Genomic DNA, 21,170 nt, shown 5'->3' on the forward strand with positions numbered 1-21,170 from the left:
AGGAGATTAATCGCGAGGCGAATCCACATTAAACTTCATATGGGTTTTCACGATCTTGCCGAAGCCTCCTTGCACCGGCCAGCGCGTAGCGGTGAAGGTGCCTGAAGCGTTGGGCACAAAGACATAAAAGCGACCCTGATTACCGTCATAGGTACTAATGGCAATCTCTCGAACTCCTTCCTTGTTGGCCCATTCGATGGTCGTAATATTTTCCCCGGCCGGAAATTCGTAGAAGGCACGAGCCTCTTGATTGGGTATATCAAACAGATATACCTTATTGTCTACCGTATAGTATAGCAAAGGCAGATTGTACGAAGCGGCAAATGCACTGGCGCGATTAATTTCTGGAACAGCCGCCAAATTGATCTGATAGGTCGAGTGCGCCACAATGTCAAAATTCCTGAAATCGATGCGGTACAAATGAAAGTTTTGGTTATTGTCTTTAAAAACACCGACAAACTCGTTGTTTTGGGACACATTGGAGCCGTAAACCATTTCCTTATTGATCGCATTAAAATCGAAAGCATCATCTGCTTCGGCATCGCCGAACTCTTCCAACTCAAAAACGTACAACTCCATAAACTTCAAAAAGCGGCCGTTTTTTTGATCATAACCGAGGTACCCGGTTGAGAAAAAATGACCTAAAAAGGGAGCCAATTCATAGTCTGCAATAAGTGGTGGATAGTAGAAGGCAATCAAGCGGTTCGTAGAGCCTGTCAACACTTTCGAGATATAGCCGTTATTCCAAATAAAGGTGGAGTAGATTGTCCGTCGGCGCAATGCCTCCAAATATACTGGGCGTATTGGCCTAGAAAATCCAGAGGGGACGAGGTTGTTTACATCTTGGACAACCCGAAAAGTTTGCTCATCCAGCTCGCGGTGGAAGTCGCCGGCGGATACAAAAAGGATTTTCGTATTGTAGTTGTTTAGCATGGTGTTTGCCGTGAAGATCCCATAGAGCGGCAGGGGCAAGCGCATACCTTCGTTGTTTTCGCTAAACAAATGGCGATAGACAGTACTGTCATTGACCAGGCTGATATCTCCACCTTGAGCGGTTTCCTCGAGAAGCATATACCCCCGCTGATACCGCGAAAAAATGGATAGTGCCGCCGTTGTAAATTGTCGAATGCCGGTATGCCGGTCCCGCGCTTCCACTTTAACCGTGTAGTTTCCTGCAGGGATACTATCTACGAAGTATTCCAATTTTTTTTGGCGACCTATCACCAAAGCGACGGAATCATGTCCTATTGCGGAGCGCTGAGATTCGGTTAATTCAACAGTCCACAGGTAATCCAAACGCAGTGAGTCCGGTGACGCTTCCGTTAAAACAGTGTTCAGACGTAGCGTATCGCCTATAATTACACGAGAGTCGATAAGTCCAGACAAGCTAAACTCGTTTAGCGTGGTATAATCATAATTGCCCAAATCTTTGTAGCAGGAAGAGTGGCTTAATACGAGGGCAAGAGACAGCAGTAGGAGCTTCCACTGGTTGAGCAACGCTGAGGGTCTAGTCAAGGAAAAGCTTGACCCTTTGCTCTCTGCAATAGTTCTAGAAAATAGAAATGCCATGGTTCATTTAAAATATAAGGGTGAATTGACGATTAAAACTGTGGTAGGATTGGAAAAGTAATTTCCTGTCCATTTTCATCGAGCAAAGGCCTACCATTTTCCTGCCGATAGCGAACCAAGTGGAGCTGTAGTCGGTAGTTCAACATGGTCCATTGCTCTGAGGACAAATAACCGGGTGGTTTTGGATCAATCCTGTTGTAACGTGGACTCTCGATAAACGAAATGATCTCTGCCACGCCGGTGTATTCAATAATCAAGCGAAATTTGGTTTCGCTGTAATCACCAAACGTAAATCCTAAACCAGAACCCTCTCGGTATTCGCCGTTTACATAAATACCGTCCCAATTGTCGGGTTTACGAAAGACATCCAACATAAAGATCTCGACTTGGTTGTATACATTGATACTGTCGGCATACATATAGCGGGGGAAGTGTTCATTCGTCATAACTTGCAATAACAGCCGCTTTGGATCTTCACCTAGACTTGCATTGCGATGGAGCACCACCAAGGCTTGTCCCGCGCTTTTGTTGGCTGGAATTACCGTAGGCAGAATTTGAAAGTCGCGACCTTCCACCGCATCGGTTCCTTGCGCCACAACGGAAATAGAAACCGGGCGGTCTTCTGCAGACAGCCTGCCCGAGACACGGAGTGGAATACGAATTGTATCCGTGATAATCTCGTCTCGTTTAAATGCGAAATTTGTCCGAAAGGAGGTGATTGTATTGAACGCATCTTGGTCGTTTAATACACGGCCGACACTTGACTGGCCATCCCCAATGAAGATAGCCGGTTCGCCATCAAATAAAGGCATTTCAGCTTTTTTGCAGGCCTGCATGCAAGTGCTCAACAAAAAGACAAGGAAGTAAAATTGTTGGTATCGCATAATCGAACGGCGTTTTGATAAAGTTTCCATAATTCTTTGTATTAACGTAGAGGTAATTCTTCAATAGGGACAGGGAAGGTGTAAAAGCTTGAGGGCGTCAACATCATGCTGTTATCTGTCATGGGAATCCCCGGGAGTCGAAGACGTTTGTAATAGAAGAAAAGCTGACCTTCCCCGAAAAACTCCTTTCGGTACTCTTTTCTAATTTCTTCATTCAGCTGCTCCGGCGTTAATCCGGAAAGTTCGCGTCCAGGCCCCACTATGCCCCGGGCAGCACGAATTTGGTTTAAGTAGCGCTCCCCCAACTGGGTATTGGGACTTGTTTCCGCGGCAATGTAGTACATCTCGCTGAGTCTGATTAAAGGCAGTACGTTTCTTATATAGGACAGGTTGGGATTAATATTGTCGCGCCATTGGTATTTTACAATCTGCATCGTTGATCCAACATTTTGTCGCGTAAAATAATTGGTCGAGTTGCGAAAATCAGCAGTTATCGTTTCATATACATTTTGACCGATGGTGTTGGAAACGAGCAGTAAACTTTGGCTATTTCCGTTGGGAGGGAGAAATAAGCTTTCGAATATCTGGGGCATGCGCACAACGGAAAGTGCGAACAGCTGCTCCGTGTAAAAAATCTTGTCGCCAGCAGCAACGTCTGCACTTCGTGCTAAGCGTAGGTTGGCACTGCTGTTATTGATGACCCTTTGCGCATAGTGGTTGGCACTGTCAAGTTGTTCATTGTACAGAAATATGCGAGCTTTCAGGCCAAGCACCGCATAATAATTCATTTTATTTTGGGTATGCGCAAGAAAGGCAGAGGGGTTATTCGTTGTGAAAATGCGACGATCTTCGCCAAGCAAGGCTTGTGCTTCATTCAGATCGCTTAGACATTGGCCAATGGTTTCCGCAAAGGTGCTCCGCTCTGTAGTTTCCGGCCCATAAGTCTTTACATAGGGAATATAACGTTGATCGCCGGCGAGCGCTTTTGCTGGTGCGTAGAGGCGCAAGAGATCAAAATGTAAGAAGGCACGTAAGGCTAAGGCTTGCCCACGCACTAGATTGTAATTGTTCTCGGCGAAAAGTTGTTCCCTGCCCTCTAGTTTATTTAATAAGTTGTTGCTGTTTCCGATAATGCGGTACATATCATTCCATATGGGGTTGATGAATCGGTCTCGCGCTCCGGTAGATTCGTAGTCTAGCTGTCGGCTAAAGCCAACAACATCTAGATAGCGCTGATTACTGCCCCAACCAACATAATGCTGCGCAAGGTAATCGAGAAGTCCCATGCTGAGCTCGGTTCCATACAGACTTTGCTCGGTCATTTCATGGTACATACCCGCTAAATTTTCAAAGAATCCGCGTTCATTTTGAAAGAGCAAGTCTTCGGGCACCTCGGTTACAGGCCGTACATCCAGCCATTTCTCGCAGGAGTAGAACGTTGGCATGAAAAGCAGTAGCCCATATAGGTAGCCGAGCACGCGAAATTTATATCTTTTTGTGTTCATGTTGTCAAATATTTCTAACTAAAAAAGTGTGGTGGATAACTGTATGGAAAAATGCCGCTGAAAGGGGGTATTCAGTCCCCGCTGTTCGCTTTCCAAGCTGGTGAATACGAAGGGTGTATTCCAAAATAACGAGACCAGGGTGTTGGACAGGCGGGCTCTTTTCATCCAAGCGTTTTCCTTATTGAACCGGTAGGCAAGCGAGATCGATTGCACCTGCAAAAGGTGCTCGGTTTGCAAGAAGCGGTCGGATTCGCGGTAGAAGGGCCGGCTGGTTAAGCCCAAGAACGGACTGACATCGCCCTCCCTTTGCCATCTTTCCGTAGCTACACGTCGATCCAAGTTGCGATAGAAGTTTAGGTTGTTTACAAATTCCAAGCGTTCGCGTAGGTTGACATTGTAGATGCGCGCTCCGGTGCGGTAGTTGGCAGCGGCACTCAGTACCCAATCCTTATACTGAAAGCTGGTATTTATCCCTCCCAATAGCTTTGGCTGTACACTGCCTAGGGGGCGTTCGAATGCGCGAGAGGCGTTGTAGGTATAGCTGCCATCGGGCATAATAAATATTTCGCGGCCGGTCGCGGGATCGATTCCCGCGCTGGGGGTCGCCCACACATCGTCCATAGAACCGCCCACGACGTAGCGAAAATTATTGCGCAGCTGCAGCTCTTGCGTGCGGGTAAGTGGGTTGTCCGGATCGTTCGTGGTTGGCAGCGTAACACCGGGAATGGCGGCAATTTCCAGAATCTTGTTGCGAAGCTGCATGCCGTTGAAGCCGACATTCCAATTGATGCGTCGCTGCAGGTTGCGCAGTACCGTCACGTTGGCATTAAACTCCCAACCTGTATTCTGCATTTTGCCGAGGTTCGTGCTGTATTCGCTAAAGCCTACCGATGGCGGTCGCAAAACCGGCATCAAGACATTGGATACCCTGTCCTGAAAGACATCCGCCGTAATATTGAGCCGTTCCTGAAACAGGGTGATGTCGACGCCTAAATTTTGTTTGAAGGTTTGCTGCCACTGTAAGTCGGGGTCTCCATAATTCAGTAGCCGAATCGGAATCAACCCCCGATAGGGGGTGCCCGTCGCATAGCCATAGGTGGTGATGCCTTGATAAGGCGGGAAATTTTGCCCACCCGTCGGGCCTATACTGCCGCGCAGCTGCAAGCGGTTCACCAAGGTGCTTTCGCGCAGGAAGGCCTCCCGTTCGAGGTTCCAGCGCCCTCCCAAAGACCAAAAGGTATTGTAACGCCGGTTGGCACCAAATTGCGAGGAACCGTCCAAGGAATAGGAGAAGTCCATAAAGTAACGTTCGTTGTACCCGTAGTTTACATTTCCGCGGAGGGTCACGAGACGCGCTGTGGATTGAGAGCCACTAGGGGAAGAGCCAGGGTTGTATTGGGTACCAAAGATAAAGTTGCGCATATTTTCATTGGCAAAGCCTACGGCGGTCTGGCTGTAGCTGATGGACTCCATGTTGCGCATGGAGCCACTGGTCGTTGCAAAGAGCATATGCTTGCCAAAAGACTGGGCAAGGTTCACCTGCACGTCGCCATCCCAAAGATTCGTACGGCCTTGGTTTAGCGCATAGCGCCCCCGGCGGTCAAAGTCGAACTCATCAAATCGAGGTAGTCCTGCCGGTTGAAAGTTGTGCCGCTCGTTGTGGACCAAGGTATACGAAAACCGCCCTTGGACAAAGAGGTTTTTTAGGATATTCCAACGTATTTGTGAGTTGTTGATCAATCGGCTTTCTAAGTTAAATGCCTCTGGATTGAGACTGGCCGCATATAGTGGATTTTCTTGGCGGTATAATGATGCGTTCCTACGAAAAGGGTCGCCTCTTCCGTCGCCCCAAGTATTTTGAAAGTCGCCGACAAAACGTAACAAATTTCCGTTTTCATCGTAAGGTGCCAAGAAGGGGTTCATCTCGGTATACAGGCTAAAGGAGCCATACGGCGATTCTTGCCCGCGTACATTGAAATACTGGGTGTTGTTGCCGATGTTGATTTTCTTTGTCACATACTGCAGATTGGCAGCCGTATTGAAAGAGGTGCGCAGATTGCCCTTCATGACGCCCGGGTTGGTTCGGTAGTTTCCGGTCAAGGTGTAGCGGAAGGCTTCGTCGCCCCCCATTACGTTGATGGTGTGCGATTGGGAAATAGCTGTTTGCAAAGGTTGCGAAAGCCAATATGTATCCACCCCACGAACTACATCTCTGTATATACCGTTTAGGATTTCCACGTTTCGCATATTATGACTCATATTGTCTCCTCTCGCGGTTATGGTGTGTAGGCCAAGAAGCGTTTCAAAATCATATTTTTCGCGGGCATTCATGAGGTTGTAGGAGCTCAGGTCAGGGATCACAAGCCCAGCATTGCCGGTATAGCCTACCTGAATCTGTCCGGGTTTGGGCCGCACGGTTTCGATAACGACTACGCCATTGGCTCCGCGGGATCCATAGATCGCCGTAGCGGAGGCATCCTTCAGCAGGGAGATGCTCGCAATCCGGTTCATATCCATATCCACCAACGTTTGCAAGGGGATTTCAAAGCCGTCCATAATAAAGAGCGGCGCATTGGGGTTGTTACCGTATAGGGCGTCTAAGGTCGCATTGGTGCGACCTTCCTGTAGGGCAAAGTTGTTTTGTCCACGTAGCCTCACCTCGGGCATAACATTGGGGTTGCCCCCAGCTTCTAGGTTTGGGGGCATCTGAAAAGATGGATCCAAAATCTGTAAGGCCATGAGCGGGTTTTGTGGCGCAAAGCGTTTCAAATCTTCCGCCGTCACGGTGGTTACCGCTCCGGTAAAGCTGTTTTTCGGGCGCTCGAATACCCCCGTCACGACTACCTCATTGATGGTATTGGCATCGGGGCTCAAGAAAATACGAAGGGCTTTGTTTTCTGTCACCTTGGCCTCCTTGGGCTTGTAGCCAATCGAAGAAAAGGTAAGCGTAGCCCCGATGGGGGCAGCAATGGTGAAGTTGCCCTTTACGTCTGTTTGCGTGCCTTGGCTTTTTCCTTTCACATGCACAGACACCCCACCCAGAGGCTGGTTCTGTTCGTCTGTCACGGTGCCATGGACATGCCCCTGTGCGGTTTGTGCCACTTTGGGAGCTTGCGCGGCTTTGATGGTTATGGCTCGGTCTTCTATCGTGTAGCTGAGCTGCCGCCCATTCGTGATCGCGTCCAACGATTCCTTAAGCGATGCATTGGATAAATTAATGGTCACGGGATCGCTGTTCTTTACAAGTTCACTGTTGTAGAAGAAGCGGTATCCACTTTGTTCGCCGATAGACTGCAGGACGTTGGACAGCTTTTCGTTTTTAACGGCAAGCGTAATTTTCTGTGCAGCGGCTTGTTGTGCCATTAGCAAAACAAACAATGCTGTAAATGTGTGTGTTAGGAAGCTGCTTTTTGATGATCGCAGCGCGGTAAGGAGGCCGATGAAATCTACAAAAGCACTCCTTCGCCTTTTTTTGGTTAGATATATAATCATATATGTTAGTAGTTATAGTTCCCTTATTGTGCCTTGTCCTGCTGCCATCGAGATATCTTTGCGCTGGCCGAAGGTTTGGCATGCTGGCCGTTACGGCTGGCTATGTGCAATCCAAAGGATATTTCCTTCCCAAGTGCAGGTAAATTCCCCGGTGTTGCTAATACTTTGTATGACTTTTGATAGCGGAACATCGCGCTCAATGTAGCCGTTATAGCGATCTGTAGCGCTGCCGGCAAAGCGGATGTCCACATTGTACCAGCGAGATAGCTCGCGGGCGATTTGGTGCATCGGTGTTTCGTGAAAGATGAAAGCATTGTTTTTCCAGCTTAGCACTTGCTTGAGGTTGGATGGAGCAACCTGTAAGATGTTATGCGCCAATAATGCATCCTGCCCCGGCGCTAGCAATACGGCCTCACCCGTTTTGCGGTTTGCTACCTGAACTTTTCCGCTGACCAAAGTCGTGCGTTCCAATGCCTCGTCGGCATAGGCGTGGATATTGAAAGCGGTTCCGAGGACGAGAATGCGTTGCTTGGGTGTCTCCACCACAAAGGGTAGGGAATCGCCGGTCGCCGCGGTAGCCTTCTTAACCGTAAAGAACCCCTCACCTTCCAAATGCACATACCGCTGCTCTTTCGAAAAGACCAAGGGAAAACGAAGCACGCTCCCTGCATTTAAGGCGACAAGGGTACCATCGGCTAGCTGAATGTTGTAATGCCCCCCTCGGGGTACACTGATGGTATGGTATGTCTGCTCGGACGCCACAGTTCCGCCGCGGATTTCTCCCTGATCTTTATCCAAAATGTTTCCTTGATCGATGATGAGCGTCCCATTGTTGGCGTGCAGATCAACACGTTTTCCTTGGGGCAGGGTAAGGGTTGCCTGCAGCTGTGCGGGGCGGACATCCTCTGCAACGGCAACAGTCGGCGGATTTTTTTTCCAAAAGCCGGAGGACGGTCTTAGCAGCCAAAACGAAAACGCAAGCATGAAAAAAGCAACGCAAGCAGCGGCATAGCGATGCCACCGCCGTGCGTTGAAACGAATGGTCCCCCCCGAGGAATTTTCCCAATCAATTTCCATTTGTTTTTTTAGCGACTCGTCCAGTTGGCCCGTGCGAAGTAATTGCATCAGCACCTCAACCTCATCAGCAGTAGCCTGGTTATTCACGTAACGCTCTATCAATAAGCTGTTTGTATCTGTATTCTTCTTCTTGAACAAGGTCATGCTGTACACATAAAACTTCGCCGATATAGGCGGAAGGAGGTCGGTTCACCAACATCTATTTAAGTAAGACGACATACAGGCGTGGTAGGGTACCCACAAGTGAAAAAATTTTTTAGGGGATAGCGGGATGTCCCTTGCTTTTGAAATTAGGTGTTGGAAAAAAAAAGCCCGAATACCTATCTTTATACCAAATGGTTTTCCTTTTCCGAAAACGGAACTGAACGTTTATGCTTGAACACTTTAAATCCCATATCAATAAATTTGTCAAAGTCGATGATGACGAGTTTATCCAAATCCTCTCCTATTTCAAAAGGCAGACGGTGAAGAAAAAGCAGAATCTGCTTGTTGAAGGACAGATCTGCAAAGTCAATTACTTCGTTTTGCAAGGCTTGCTACGCAAATTTTTCGTAAACAAAAAGGGCGGCGAGCAAACGACAGAATTTGCGTTGGAGAATTGGTGGATGACAGAAACTTTTTCGTACCTCAACAGCACACCCACGGAGTTTTATATCCAAGCGGTGGAAGCGACGGAGCTCCTATCGATCCATCAAGACGCGTATAATGACCTATTGGATGCGCATCCAGCAATGGAGCGTTACTTCCGTCGCGTGTATCAAAAAGCCTATGCTGCGGCCCAAATGCGCGTCAAGTTTATCTACGAGCATTCCCGGGAGGATCTTTACCACCATTTTCGCAATAACCAGCCTGCCTTTCTGCAGCGCGTTCCGCAATATCTTATCGCTTCTTTTTTGGGCGTGACGCCGGAATATCTGAGCGAAATTCGGAAAAAGCGATTTTCTTAAACCAGTTTAAGTTTTTCCGGGCGCGGTTTTAGCAATTTTGATGAAACAAAACTAAAAGCTCAAACAATGGAAAAAAGAATAGACATCAGCGTAGTGGAACCGCAAGCCTATAAGGCCATGCTCGGACTGGAAACATATCTGGCCAAAACCGATCTATCCATTACCCTTAAAGAACTCATTAAAATACGCGCATCACAGATCAACAATTGTGCGTATTGTATAGACATGCATACCAAGGATGCGCTCAAGAATGGAGAAGACCAACAACGTATTTTTTTGATTAGTGCCTGGCGGGAAGCCGTGAAATTTTTTACGGAAGAAGAGCAGGTCGTTTTACAGATGACAGAAGAAGTGACCTGTATTCAACGGCAAGGACTGACCGCGGAAACATACCATCGGGCAGCCGCTCTATTCAACGCGAATCAACTTGCACAGCTTATTATGCTTATCGTAACGATTAATGCATGGAACAGAATTGCCGTTAGTACACATTTGGAAATAAAGGTATAACCTACTTGTACCATGCTGGCGAACGTTATAGTTGGCCTTCCGCTGCCGCATTATAAAAAGCCTGTGCCATGTAAAAGTCGTTGGCGTGTTGAATCGGTTTCTTAAAAAATGCGGTAAAGTGTTCCAGTTGCTTGGCGATTGGCCAAAGATCTACTTGGTTGGGCTTTTCGTTGTATTGACTTTGGTACCATGCAAAAAAATCGGTTCTGGCTTTTCCCGCCAATACCATTTGCCGGAGGGGGTTGTTCAATTGGTTCATATTCAAATTAATTTGATTTTTATAAAGATAGCACTTTCCAGCCAGTTATGGATGGAAATATCGGTTAATTTATGATCGTATTTCTGTACCGCTGCGAGGGCGGATGGAGGTATCCTGATGGGGATGTGCGGTGACGCCGTTTCGGAGGATGTTGCGCAAATAAAGAAGGCTGCCTCAGCGATGGAAGCAGCCTTTTAGGGAATGGCGCAGCATCTTCTACTGGCTAAAAAGCATAACGGGCACCAAGCTGCAATTGCCAAGGGTTACCACTATAGTTTGCCAAACCTACGTTATTGACATTATAATTGAATTGTCTAGTCGTTTGGTCGAAACCTGGGTTTTGGAGGCCATACAGGGCTTGGTTCCCCAAATTCCTCGTTACGCCCCAAGTTTTGTTCAGCAGGTTTGCAAAGTTGAAGACTTCAGCAGAAATCTCGAAGCCATGGGATTTGTAAAACTTGATGTTCTTACTAATACGTATGTCCATGGTGCCGAAGAATCCGTTGACCCCGGCATTTCTTTTTGACATTTGGCCGGCGGATTGGATGAGGACATCTTTTAGGCTTTGGCTGGCTTCGGGGTTATCAAGGATAGCCTGTATACCTGTTCGGATGTTTTCGGGCGTGTTGGGGTTATAGTAGTCAAAGATATAGGCCAAATCATTCGTTGACGAGACAAAGTCACCATTGGTGTTGGCGCCGGCAAGCAGGCTAAAACGGGTGCCTCCGAGGCCGGTGTAGCGGGCACCAACATTGATACCCCAAAAGGTTGGGAGGCTACCATAGATCACCACTTTGTGTCTGAATTGATTATCCGAATAGGTTATTGCACTTAGATTGCGCGGGTCGTCGGTTACGGGTTGTGACAAGGTTGCTGTATTGGCAACGTTTCCGTTGAAAGAGGTGTTGTCTTTGGTGTCGTTCCACGTGTAGCTCACATTGATCACCCCGTCTTTGAAGTACTGGTACGTACCATCCAATACTAGGGCGTATTGGTTGATTTTACCGATGCTGGTCAGTTCGAGAACCCGGCCCAGACGGTTGGAAATACGTCCTTGTTGCCAATCAGGCTGGCCATTGGCGGGGATGCTCGTTGCGGGCACATAAACCCCGCGGTTTCCTTCATTGGCTAACCGAAAATAGGGATCGGCCACCATATTCCGTTCGATATAGGTGTAATTGTTGCGGCCTAGGGTCATAAATCCGGTGGCACTGACCTTGAATCGATCGGTAATAAAGCGGGTGTAAGATAAGTTGGCTTTGTAAACGGTGGGCACGTTGGCATTTTCTCCCGTGTAGTTGATTGTCGGTACTTGGTATTGGGCTAGGCTTGGTATGGTGCTTTGATCTTGGCGGTAACGCAGAAAGTCTACTTGGGGAAGTGCCGCACCGCGGACATCTACGGTAGCAAAATTTGACCCGTCAAACGTGAGGTTATTGATGATCATGTAGTTATTGATGTCGGAAGCAAATATGCCTGCTCCGGCACGAAGGTAATCGGTCTGGTTTTCATTGATATCCCAAGAAAATTGCAAGCGAGGCTGCAAGATGAATGAGGATAGTTTGTTGTCTGTGCGAATACCCAGTTCTTCAAATACCAATGGGTTAAAGGTGGCGGTGGGATAGGATGCGTAGTCCATACGCAAGCCGGCGGTTATTTCTAAGGCTGTGCTGAGATTTTTGCGCATTTGCCCATAGAGTCCGATGTTAGCAATGGTTCCTTTCACATTAATATCGTCTTTCAGGGGAACTTCCCTGTAATAGCGATAAGGGGTTAAGTTATCAAAGTTGTCCAATCCTGTGAAATGGAAACGACCATTCACCTCCGACCCGTATCGGGAGTCGGATTGCGTCGCCATAAAGTCTATGCCGAAGGTATATTTGGCCCAATCGGTATCATAGTAGAAGTTATTGACCAATTGAAAGACATTGTTTTTAAACCCTTCTTGGGCGAATCGATGCCCACCCAACTGGATATTGGTCTGCAAATTATTGCCGTTAATCGTAGAGACGACCTGTTCCACAATAGCACGAGGAATATAGCCGTTGCCGATCTGGTCATTCTGTGTGCTGTTTTGGTAAACATAGAGATGTTGTAGTTTCAGTTCGTTGGTAATTTTCGGGGATATGGAGGTTCTTAGGGTCGCCAAAAAGCTGTTGTCGAAATTCTTGTCGTTACCATATGATTCCAAGATATTAATGGATGTGTTATCCGCCAGCCCAAGGGGGTTGTAGTCATAGGTGAGGTTGTTGCGGATGGTCAGTAGATTCCTGCTGTCGATTTGCCAATCTAAACGGAGAAAACCAGCATCGGAGGTTCTTTTCTTATCGATGGCTCCGGTTTGCGGTTGATCGGAAACGCCATATTTCTCGCGTGCGATGGAAAGATACCGATCTAGTGTGGGTTGGTTAATGCGGAACAGGGCTTCGTTGTCTCCCCCGCGAATATCGGCGATCAGCAGGGAGCGATCATCCTGTTGTCGATCCCAAACCACAAAATAGTGCAGTTTATCTTTAATAATGGGGCCTCCTAATGAAAAGCCAAATTGCTTGGTCGTGTAGTCGCCAATGCGCGGATTGCCTTGAATATCATATTGGCTGGTCAACCAACCGGTGCGCGCGAAGAGAAATGCCGATCCCGTTAAGGTGTTGGTGCCGGATTTTGTGGCCGCACTAATGGTACCGCCGCCGCTACGACCAAAGGTGACGTCGTACTGGTTGGTGACTACCTTGAACTCGCGCACCGCCTCCATGGATATGGAATAGGGAGCACCGCTACGGGATGTCGTGGACCCCGCCGACGTCGGGTTTTTGGCATTCATACCGTCGAGGGTAAAATTTGTCGAGGAGCCGAGCTGACCCGAGATACTGCCTCCTCGTGCCAGTGGCGAAAGATCGGTCAATGCGTTAAAGTTACGGCCATTTACGGGAAGCGTCTTCATATCCTTAATAGAAAAAGCCGTTGCCGCGCCCAAATAATCCTTGGTGTTTTTTAGGCCGAAAGCGCTGATCTCCACGGCATCCAACGATTGTGCAGAAGAGCGTAGTTGCATGCTTACCTCTGCCACATCGCCTTGGTTGAGGTTGACGCCCGTTACGGTGCCTTGCCCGTCCTGAACATGTGTTGCTGTGACGGTGTAGGGGCCACCTAGCGGGAGCTGCTTGATGTCGTAGTTGCCCCGCTCGTTTGTTACCGAGCTGGTGGTGAAGCCGGTTGATTCGTTCTTAACGTGGATGGTTGCGCCACCAACGGGTGCATGCTGTTCATTGCGGATGGTACCTCGGATAGCGGCCTGCGTGCCTTGGGCATGTGCACCGGGGTGCGAGATCAGGCCGATCAGGGAAATTAAAAAACAACCGAGGATGCGTGTTCGTTGCTTAAGAGCCATAGTTGAATAGTTTGCTTTTGATGCACAAAACTATACCTCCAATATGAACTAAGTAGCGGCTGTGTTTTAAGTATTTGTTAAGAAGTCTGGCCTGGCAAAAATAGCTCTATGTTTCAATAGGCCATGTATAGCTATCAAAACATAAAGCTCTTTTGTGTAGGATCAATTTAGTGAAGTTCTTTCAAGAGCTCTTCAACGGCTTTTTCCAATTGCGGATCCTTGTTGTTCACGCGATCCTGCACCGAGTTTTTGACGAGTATATCAGGCGCAACGCCCGTCAGTTCCAGGTCATCACCGTCCAATGTATAGCAACCCCATGCTGGGATACGATACATTGATCCATCCACCAGCCCTTTTGCCGATGTGAAAATAATCCACCGGTAGGTTTCCGTGCCGATGATTTTTCCAAGCTTTAGGGCTTTAAACCCTGCTGCGGTCATCTCGGCATCGCTTAAAGATTGTTCGTTGATGAGCAATACAATGGGTTTCCCTGCCGGCGTGAAATTACCTTGTGGCGCTTTTTTTCCGCCGCGATATTGCCACTGCAGGTAAGGGCGTTGCTGCAGAAAGCGCAAAACTTCATCGTGTACATTTCCGCCGGTGTTATAGCGAAGATCTAGGATAATGGCTTCCTTGTTGTTTTCCTGCTCGGCCATATCCAGCAGGAAGGTTTGTAGCTCGCCGCCGCCCATGTTTTTCATATGGGAGTAGGCTATTTTGTTGTTGCTTAGTTTGTTGACCGTGTTGCGGTTTCCCTTGATCCAATCGTCATAAAGGAGCTCTTTGAAATCGGCACTGCTCTGGGGTCGGATATTGACCAGGTGTTGCTTTCCTGCACGCGACACGGCTAGCTGTATCTCCGGCGCAAGGGATGGCCAGGTGAAAAAGGCGTCACGGTCTTTTTTTGCATCGATCTGCTGTCCGTTCACGGCTAGAATGATATCACCCGCCTGCAGGTCGATCCCTTTTCGGGAGGCCGGGCCATTAGGTAGTATATGGCTGATCTGAAGCGGATGCTCCAGCTCGTAAACGATGCCAAGCTCATTGGTCACGAAGTTGAAGCTCTTGCGCTCTTCGGATCCCACGGAGTTAAACCCGAGGTGTGATGAATTGAGTTCGCCTAACATATCGTTCAACAGGACGCGCAGATCGGCACGGGTGTTGATCCCGTCCAGATAACTTGCGTATTTCTTTTTTGTTGCTGCCCAATCTATTCCGTGAAATTTACTGTCGTAAAAATTTTCCTCTATACCGGCCCATGTCTCGTAAAACATCTGTTTAAACTCTTCGGATAGGTCTTTCGTAAATTTGTGACTGATGGTAAGCTTATCAAGTTTGTTGGCGTCCAGATTATATTTTTGTATTGACCCGCTACTTAACGCATAGTACTTGCCGTTTACTTCCAGCAGGTCGTTGAGAAATCCGTCGGTCACTTTTTCGGTTTTGTCTTCTTCAAAAGGTTCACTGATCGAACGATAAACGGCATTCTTGCCTTCATGATTGGAGGAGAAAAATACATAGGTCTTATCGGATTTTTGAAAAGCGCGTGGATTATTCTGGGTGCCAGAAGCAGGGCTCACCAAGCTGATGCGATCCGACAGATGCGCCATATCGATGCTTACAACGACTTTTTTGGTGGCATTGGCCGTGTTGCTGCCCACCTTTACTTTGTCATCTTTTTTGCTTACGCTGTCCTTTTGCTCCGTCGTTTTGTTGTCAAATAGCTCATCAAACTTGCTGCTGCGGTAAGGAGCATCGGTATGCTCGAGCGCGAGTTTATATATGCTTGAGAACTGCATGCCTGTTGGGTATGCAGGTTTCGTTCGATTGCTCGCAAAATAGATGTATTTGCCGTCTGGCGACCAATATGGATTCGCTTCGGTGACGCCGGTATTCGTCAGGTTTGTCGTGCGTCCGCTCGCTAGGTGGTGGACGAAAATATCCTGTTCGAAATTACGGATTGCCGTAAATAGAACGTAAGCGCCATCGGGAGAAAAAGAGGGGGATGAATTTTGGAAGGCCCAAATTTCATCTTGCACGATCACCCTACTTTTGCGGGATGCCAAGTCCATCAAACGAACCTCGTCCCTACCGCTCAGGTAGACCGCCTGCGTCGCATCGGCATTGAAGACGATGTCACGGTTGTTACGCAGGTCGGCAGTAAGCTGCGCGGTCTCGCCAGAGCCATCGGCTGCCCGGCAAAACCAGTTTTGATAACCTTGAAAGGTCTGGCTGAATAGCAAAGTTTTATTGTCTTTGAGCCACTTCACTTCCATCGCGCGCTCGCCCTGGCTGGGCATTTTGCGAATAAACTTACCCTCAATATCACTGACAAAAAGCTCTCCGCGGGATATAAATGCCAGTTTCTTGCCGTCTGGGGCGACATCAAACGCACTGATCGTATTGCTCACATCAAATTCTTTGTCTTTTGTCAGCATATTATTGCGGACCAGCTGTATGTTTGGAGAGACGGTTTTCTTGCTCTTGACGTCATAAAGGTAAATTTGATAATCTTTCTCAAAGACTACTTTCTCCCCATTTGCTGCAACTACTGGGCGTTTGATGGATTCCCTGAAGGTTGTTAAAGCCACTTTCTTGCCCGCGCTGAACGTGTACAGGTTGTATTCATCATTCCCTTCGTCGGAAGCGAAATAAATGTTTCCCTTGCGGTCTACGCTGGGCCAAAAATCCTTGCCCATGTAATCCGTATACTGCTTAAATGTATTGCTGCTTGGGTCGTAGGATCGGATGTCAGGGTTGAAGGCCCCTTTATAGCGTTTCCTATTGGCCGACGTATAACTTTCCCAAGAATCGTTGAACAACAGTTCGCCGCTGGGCATCTCGGCTATACCATGGATAAAGTTGAAAAAATGGGGTAAGATACGTTGCGCGGTTCCGCCATTTCGATCTACTTTGTAGCTGGAGAATCTGTTGTAGCGGGAAGAGGTAAAATATATCGTTTGACTGTCCCAGCTCCAGCTGTCGACTTCGTCGGCGCCCTCATGGTAGGTAAGTTGCTGTATGTCACCTCCCTCCAAAGGCATGCTGTAGACATCCATATTCCCGTTTTGGTTGGAAGAAAATGCGAGCCATTTTCCATCGGGCGATATGCTGGGCGCGATCTCATTCCCCTCCATTGCCGTTAGGCGAAGCGCTACCCCACCCTGGCTGCTTACTTTCCAGAGATCTCCCTCGTAACTAAACACCAGCACGCTGCCGTCAGGGCTCAACGTTGGATACGAAAGGAATGCAGGCTGTTTTTGAGCCATAACGAGTGAGCAGAAGCCGAAAGAAAGTCCGATAAGAAGGCTTTTTTTAATCATACTGAAGGGTAATAAAAAATAAGGTCAATTTTTTTGCTATCATTGTTATGCACATGTCTTACACAACATGTCTTCGATGATGGACACCTTGCAAATATATCATTGTCAAGGATATATTCTCGCATGGTATTGGATTTTTTACATCGTTCGTGCGACTTGTTTAAAATCCTATCCGTAGGGAATAGGCTATACGGTAAATAACGTCATGAAGTGCCGCTTCTACCTGCCGCAACGATTTGTGTACGATATCGTTGGGCAGAAGCATACAGGGGGTCGGGCCTGCCTTGGTGACCTGGACAGCCAGCGTCAGCAACGGATGGAAAACTTTGGCTTGATGCTTGCGCAGAAAGTGCTAAATTCGAATCGAAAAGCGTAGTATATGAAAAAAGTATTTTTGCTGGTTTGCAGCCTTTTATTGGTAGGCTTTAGCTTTGGGCAGCATAAGAGGGGTAACAAATGGATATGGGGTCCGTCAATCGGTTGGCAATACCAAAGCGGAAACTTTTTAAAGGCTTCTGGTTGGGGTCTTTTTGCACCGAACGACCGACAATATGTGAAAATCGACGCCGGCGCAAATTTTACTTGGATGCGTCAACAAACAACTGTTATCCCAGAGTTGGGACTCACCTATTACCTGAGCAATAGGTTGGTTTTTCCGTTCTTGAAAGCGGAAGTGACCCCGTACACGGTTACGCCAAAATTGGGAATCGGGTTGTTGTCTATCATTGACTTGGGTATCGGTTATGGTTTTGCCATGCAAACAAAAGATAACTTCAAGCCGATAAAGGGCATTAATGGCTCCGTTAGCTTAAATATTCCACTTAATTTCCATCTCTATTAGTTGTTCCACGCTTGCCGTTCGGGAAAGTCAACGCTTGTAAACAGCCTTTGCATCTCCAGGGTAATCACTAGACTGTATATTGAGCTGGGTGAAAAAACACATTATACCGTCTTCTTCCATCGCAGCCGGCCCTCTATTTCTGCCATTCCTACAGAAGAGCAGGCGATCCGTTTAAGATGTTGAAAATTAATAGCATAACAGGGAGGCGCCTGAAAGAAGGCTGCTTTTAAAATCGGCAAAATCGCTTAAATATCTGATACATAAAAGTTTCCCAATGATCATGTTTGTCAAAAAAACAGAAATAAATTTTTAAACATCACAAAAAAAAGATACTTTTGCATCCCCAAACTGCTACAGCGTTAAGGGTTGAAAAATAAATAATTACAGTAAAAACAGATATGACTAAAGCAGAAATTATTGCGGAGATCTCTAACAAAACGGGCTTAGAGAAGGTAGATGTTCAAGAAACAGTTGAAGCATTTTTTAAAGTGGTTAAAAACGCGATGGTTAGTGGAGAGAATGTGTACGTTAGAGGTTTTGGAAGCTTTGTGGTAAAAAAGAGGGCGGAGAAAACAGCGCGTAACATTTCAAAAAACACAGCAATCATCATCCCTGCGCACTTTGTGCCCAGCTTCAAACCGGCAAAAGTTTTTGTGGAAAAGGTTAAACAAGGAAACAAGTAAAACAGGATGAATACCAAACAGATAATAGTAACCGTAATCGTTGTAGCACTAATGGGTGCATTGCTTGCGCGCCCTATTAAAGGTTTGGTAGAAGAAAATAAGGGGGCGAACGCTTCCACCGACACGGAAGCTTCTTCTGCATACACATTTCAGCGTGTTTCCGATATGACCAAGCAATCCATCAATGGAAGTTTGGCGCAAGATATCACGTCGTTGGAAAATAAAGTAGCAGAAGCCCGTGGTGAAGAAAAGCTTGCTTTATTAGCACAACTTGCAGAAAAATGGGACGATTTGGCCAAATATGCACCTCAAGGATTTATTTATGAGGAAATGGCAAAAATTTCTCCTAAATTTGAGTATTGGTTGAAATCTGGCGATGCCTTCCGAGCAGCATATACGAATTTGCAAGATACGGCGCTGGCGACTGAGCTCAACCGGTTGGCGATCCAGTCGTATGAACAGGCTACAGCGTTGGATGGCAATAATTTGGATGCAAAAACGGGACTTGGCGCTGCAATGGTGACAGGTACCAACAATCCAATGGCAGGTATTGCTTTGTTGAGGGAAGTAATCGCTAAGGATGCAAAAAATATTCAAGCAAACAGAACATTGGGACTGTTTTCATTGCAATCCCGTCAATTCGATAAGGCTATTGAGCGCTTCAAGACCGTTGTCGAGTTGAAACCTGATGCCGAATCGTATTTCTATTTGGCTACGGGCTATGAAAATATTGGGTTGAAGAACGAAGCTATCGCTGCTTTTCAAAAAAGCAAGGAGCTGGCTGCAGACCCAACCTTATCGCAGTTCATCGAACGCCGTGTCGAGGAACTAAGTAAGTAATTAACATATTTATTTATAATCATTTAAAAACATTAAAGCTATGCCAAGCGGAAAAAAAAGAAAAAGACACAAAATGGCTACTCACAAACGTAAAAAACGTTTAAGAAAAAACAGACACAAGAAAAAATAAGCTTGTTGGTCTTTATGGCTGAAGCCGCATAAGACGTCGTACAATCTATGGTTTCGCTTCGGTAAGACTGTAGGTTGTATTTTTTCATTAACGAGTTTATATGTTTCATCAGGCAGAATGCATATCGTAGCATTCATGTCGTAAAAGAGTAGCTGTTGGTAAAGGAACTAATTATCGATTCCACTCCTGACAAAGGAGTAACTATTGCTTTACTACAGGACAAACAGCTGGTCGAGCTGAACAAAGAAAAGGCTGATAATAGTTTTGCCGTTGGCGACATTTATCTCGGAAGGATCAAAAAGATCATGCCCGGATTGAATGCCGCATTCGTAGATGTAGGCTACGAAAAAGATGCGTTCTTACATTATTTGGATTTAGGGCCTCAGGTTCAGTCTTTACTCAAGCTGACGCGTATTGTAAAGAATGGCAGCTATCAAGAGAGGCTGCTCAATAGTTTGAAACTTGAAAAGGACATCGATAAAGCCGGAAAAATTTCGGACATCTTGGCCCGGAACGTGCTTTTGCCAGTACAGATTGCCAAAGAGCCTATCTCAACGAAAGGACCCAGGTTAAGTTCTGACCTTTCTATTGCAGGTAGATTCGTTGTATTGGTGCCATTTTCAAGTACAGTTTCCATTTCCAAGAGAATTAAAGGGAATGCCGAGCGAACACGGTTGAAGAAAATTGTGGAGAGCATTAAGCCAGCAAATTTCGGCGTGATCATTCGCACGGTTTCCGAGGGAAAAGGTGTTGAGGAATTACAGAAAGACCTTTTGGATTTAATCTCTAAATGGGAGCTTTTTAGCAAACGCCTTAAAACGGCTGAACCCACACACAAGGTGCTTGGAGAGATGGACAGAGCGTCCACTATTCTTCGGGATATTTTGACGGACGAGTTCACCCACATTCATGTGAATGATCTGGCGCTGTATGATGAGGTAAAATCGTACGTACAGGAAATTTCACCCGACCTGGAGAAGATAGTAAAGCAATATAAGCATAAAGAACCTATCTTCGATCATTTCGGCGTGGAGCGCCAAATTAAGGCTTCTTTCGGCAAAACGGTAAACCTCCAAGGTGGTGCTTACCTCGTGATCGAGCACACCGAAGCACTCCACGTGGTGGATGTAAATAGTGGTAACCGTATTGCTAGCAAAGAAAATCAAGAAGAAAACGCCCTTTTAGTCAATAAAGAGGCTGCAAAGGAAATCGCAAGACAATTGCGGTTGCGCGATATGGGCGGTATTGTGGTGATCGATTTCATCGATATGCACAAGCCTACCAATCGAAAAGAGCTGTATAGTTATCTGAAGGAATGCATGGCCAACGACCGTGCAAAGCATACGATCCTCCCACCGAGCAAATTTGGCTTGGTGCAGATAACGAGACAGCGTGTAAGGCCAGAGATGAGTGTCGTGACAAGCGAAAAATGTCCGGCATGCGGAGGTTCTGGCGAAATCCGCTCGAGCATTGTATTGCTCGATGACATAGAGAACAATTTGAGTTTTATCCTGCAGGAACAGAACGAAAAAGGGATCACCCTGACGGTGCACCCCTATATAGGCGCCTACATTACGTCTGGGCTGTTTTCCAAAAGGATCAAATGGTTTTTTAAATACGGCAAGTGGATTAAAATAAAGACCGTATCATCTTATTATCTAACGCAGTTTCGGTTCTTTAATAGTAAAGAAGAAGAGATTAAGTTATAAAAAGACATGGGAA

15 protein-coding genes are annotated in these 21,170 nt (G+C 46.8%); 7 read left to right on the forward strand and 8 right to left on the reverse strand.

The features are described from left to right. Window positions 1-6 precede the first annotated feature (6 nt). The 5 genes from IE165_RS05720 to IE165_RS05740 all read right to left on the reverse strand — a co-directional run bounded on the left by IE165_RS05720 (window position 7) and on the right by IE165_RS05740 (window position 8,671). A complete protein-coding gene (locus IE165_RS05720; RefSeq protein ID WP_189625633.1) occupies window positions 7-1,569 on the reverse strand; it encodes a PKD-like family lipoprotein in 1,563 nt (520 codons plus the stop codon). A 32-nt stretch (window positions 1,570-1,601) separates the two neighbouring features. After that, complete coding sequence (locus IE165_RS05725) at window positions 1,602-2,381, reverse strand: DUF4843 domain-containing protein (protein WP_189625634.1); 780 nt, start codon at window positions 2,379-2,381, stop codon at window positions 1,602-1,604. Between the two features lie 113 nt (window positions 2,382-2,494). Then, entirely contained in the window at window positions 2,495-3,958 is a 1,464-nt protein-coding gene (locus tag IE165_RS05730) for a RagB/SusD family nutrient uptake outer membrane protein (RefSeq protein ID WP_189625635.1), read from the reverse strand. 18 nt (window positions 3,959-3,976) lie between these two features. Next, window positions 3,977-7,321, reverse strand: a complete 3,345-nt coding sequence (locus IE165_RS05735) for a SusC/RagA family TonB-linked outer membrane protein (RefSeq protein ID WP_189625636.1) — start codon at window positions 7,319-7,321, stop codon at window positions 3,977-3,979. Between the two features lie 219 nt (window positions 7,322-7,540). Next, complete coding sequence (locus IE165_RS05740; RefSeq protein ID WP_189625637.1) at window positions 7,541-8,671, reverse strand: FecR family protein; 1,131 nt, start codon at window positions 8,669-8,671, stop codon at window positions 7,541-7,543. 227 nt (window positions 8,672-8,898) lie between these two features. On the opposite strand from IE165_RS05740, the gene IE165_RS05745 reads away from it, so the two are divergent. Both IE165_RS05745 and IE165_RS05750 read left to right on the forward strand, forming a co-directional pair. Further along, entirely contained in the window at window positions 8,899-9,474 is a 576-nt protein-coding gene (locus IE165_RS05745; RefSeq protein WP_189625638.1) for a Crp/Fnr family transcriptional regulator, read from the forward strand. Between the two features lie 66 nt (window positions 9,475-9,540). Further along, the gene (locus tag IE165_RS05750; protein ID WP_189625639.1) at window positions 9,541-9,984 is read left to right on the forward strand and encodes a carboxymuconolactone decarboxylase family protein; all 444 of its coding nucleotides are present in this window, start codon (window positions 9,541-9,543) and stop codon (window positions 9,982-9,984) included. A gap of 25 nt (window positions 9,985-10,009) precedes the next feature. Here IE165_RS05750 and IE165_RS05755 read toward each other — a convergent pair whose 3' ends face one another. The 3 genes from IE165_RS05755 to IE165_RS05765 form a co-directional block, all read right to left on the reverse strand. After that, window positions 10,010-10,243 carry a hypothetical protein gene (locus IE165_RS05755; protein WP_189625640.1) on the reverse strand — a complete coding sequence of 78 codons (234 nt, stop codon included), beginning with the start codon at window positions 10,241-10,243 and terminating at the stop codon, window positions 10,010-10,012. A gap of 223 nt (window positions 10,244-10,466) precedes the next feature. After that, window positions 10,467-13,631 carry a TonB-dependent receptor gene (locus tag IE165_RS05760; RefSeq protein ID WP_189625641.1) on the reverse strand — a complete coding sequence of 1,055 codons (3,165 nt, stop codon included), beginning with the start codon at window positions 13,629-13,631 and terminating at the stop codon, window positions 10,467-10,469. A 167-nt stretch (window positions 13,632-13,798) separates the two neighbouring features. Continuing rightward, window positions 13,799-16,954 carry a S41 family peptidase gene (locus tag IE165_RS05765; protein ID WP_189625642.1) on the reverse strand — a complete coding sequence of 1,052 codons (3,156 nt, stop codon included), beginning with the start codon at window positions 16,952-16,954 and terminating at the stop codon, window positions 13,799-13,801. Window positions 16,955-17,159: 205 nt separating this feature from the next. Between IE165_RS05765 and IE165_RS05770 the strand changes: the two genes are divergently transcribed. The 5 genes from IE165_RS05770 to IE165_RS05790 all read left to right on the forward strand — a co-directional run bounded on the left by IE165_RS05770 (window position 17,160) and on the right by IE165_RS05790 (window position 21,157). Beyond that, on the forward strand, window positions 17,160-17,330 hold the full coding sequence (locus IE165_RS05770; RefSeq protein WP_189625643.1) for a hypothetical protein: 171 nt from the start codon (window positions 17,160-17,162) through the stop codon (window positions 17,328-17,330). Between the two features lie 3 nt (window positions 17,331-17,333). Continuing rightward, window positions 17,334-17,795 (forward strand): hypothetical protein, encoded by a 462-nt coding sequence (locus IE165_RS05775; RefSeq protein WP_189625644.1) that lies wholly within the window; start codon window positions 17,334-17,336, stop codon window positions 17,793-17,795. A 398-nt stretch (window positions 17,796-18,193) separates the two neighbouring features. After that, the gene (locus IE165_RS05780; RefSeq protein WP_133639823.1) at window positions 18,194-18,478 is read left to right on the forward strand and encodes an HU family DNA-binding protein; all 285 of its coding nucleotides are present in this window, start codon (window positions 18,194-18,196) and stop codon (window positions 18,476-18,478) included. Window positions 18,479-18,484: 6 nt separating this feature from the next. Then, complete coding sequence (locus IE165_RS05785; protein WP_189625645.1) at window positions 18,485-19,318, forward strand: tetratricopeptide repeat protein; 834 nt, start codon at window positions 18,485-18,487, stop codon at window positions 19,316-19,318. 285 nt (window positions 19,319-19,603) lie between these two features. Beyond that, complete coding sequence (locus tag IE165_RS05790; RefSeq protein ID WP_189625646.1) at window positions 19,604-21,157, forward strand: Rne/Rng family ribonuclease; 1,554 nt, start codon at window positions 19,604-19,606, stop codon at window positions 21,155-21,157. Window positions 21,158-21,170 lie beyond the last annotated feature (13 nt).

The organism is Sphingobacterium griseoflavum, assembly GCF_014653155.1.
Lineage (GTDB): Bacteria > Bacteroidota > Bacteroidia > Sphingobacteriales > Sphingobacteriaceae > Sphingobacterium > Sphingobacterium griseoflavum.

Bases quoted from the DNA above. Each gene is read 5' to 3' on its own strand.
- IE165_RS05735 (WP_189625636.1), bottom strand. From the start codon at position 7,321: ATGGCACAACAAGCCGCTGCACAGAAAATTACGCTTGCCGTTAAAAAC.
- IE165_RS05785 (WP_189625645.1), top strand. From the start codon at position 18,485: ATGAATACCAAACAGATAATAGTAACCGTAATCGTTGTAGCACTAATG.
- IE165_RS05750 (WP_189625639.1), top strand. From the start codon at position 9,541: ATGGAAAAAAGAATAGACATCAGCGTAGTGGAACCGCAAGCCTATAAG.
- IE165_RS05755 (WP_189625640.1), bottom strand. From the start codon at position 10,243: ATGAACCAATTGAACAACCCCCTCCGGCAAATGGTATTGGCGGGAAAA.
- IE165_RS05730 (WP_189625635.1), bottom strand. From the start codon at position 3,958: ATGAACACAAAAAGATATAAATTTCGCGTGCTCGGCTACCTATATGGG.
- IE165_RS05765 (WP_189625642.1), bottom strand. From the start codon at position 16,954: ATGATTAAAAAAAGCCTTCTTATCGGACTTTCTTTCGGCTTCTGCTCA.
- IE165_RS05745 (WP_189625638.1), top strand. From the start codon at position 8,899: ATGCTTGAACACTTTAAATCCCATATCAATAAATTTGTCAAAGTCGAT.
- IE165_RS05780 (WP_133639823.1), top strand. From the start codon at position 18,194: ATGACTAAAGCAGAAATTATTGCGGAGATCTCTAACAAAACGGGCTTA.
- IE165_RS05720 (WP_189625633.1), bottom strand. From the start codon at position 1,569: ATGGCATTTCTATTTTCTAGAACTATTGCAGAGAGCAAAGGGTCAAGC.
- IE165_RS05725 (WP_189625634.1), bottom strand. From the start codon at position 2,381: ATGCCTTTATTTGATGGCGAACCGGCTATCTTCATTGGGGATGGCCAG.
- IE165_RS05770 (WP_189625643.1), top strand. From the start codon at position 17,160: ATGAAGTGCCGCTTCTACCTGCCGCAACGATTTGTGTACGATATCGTT.
- IE165_RS05740 (WP_189625637.1), bottom strand. From the start codon at position 8,671: ATGACCTTGTTCAAGAAGAAGAATACAGATACAAACAGCTTATTGATA.
- IE165_RS05775 (WP_189625644.1), top strand. From the start codon at position 17,334: ATGAAAAAAGTATTTTTGCTGGTTTGCAGCCTTTTATTGGTAGGCTTT.
- IE165_RS05760 (WP_189625641.1), bottom strand. From the start codon at position 13,631: ATGGCTCTTAAGCAACGAACACGCATCCTCGGTTGTTTTTTAATTTCC.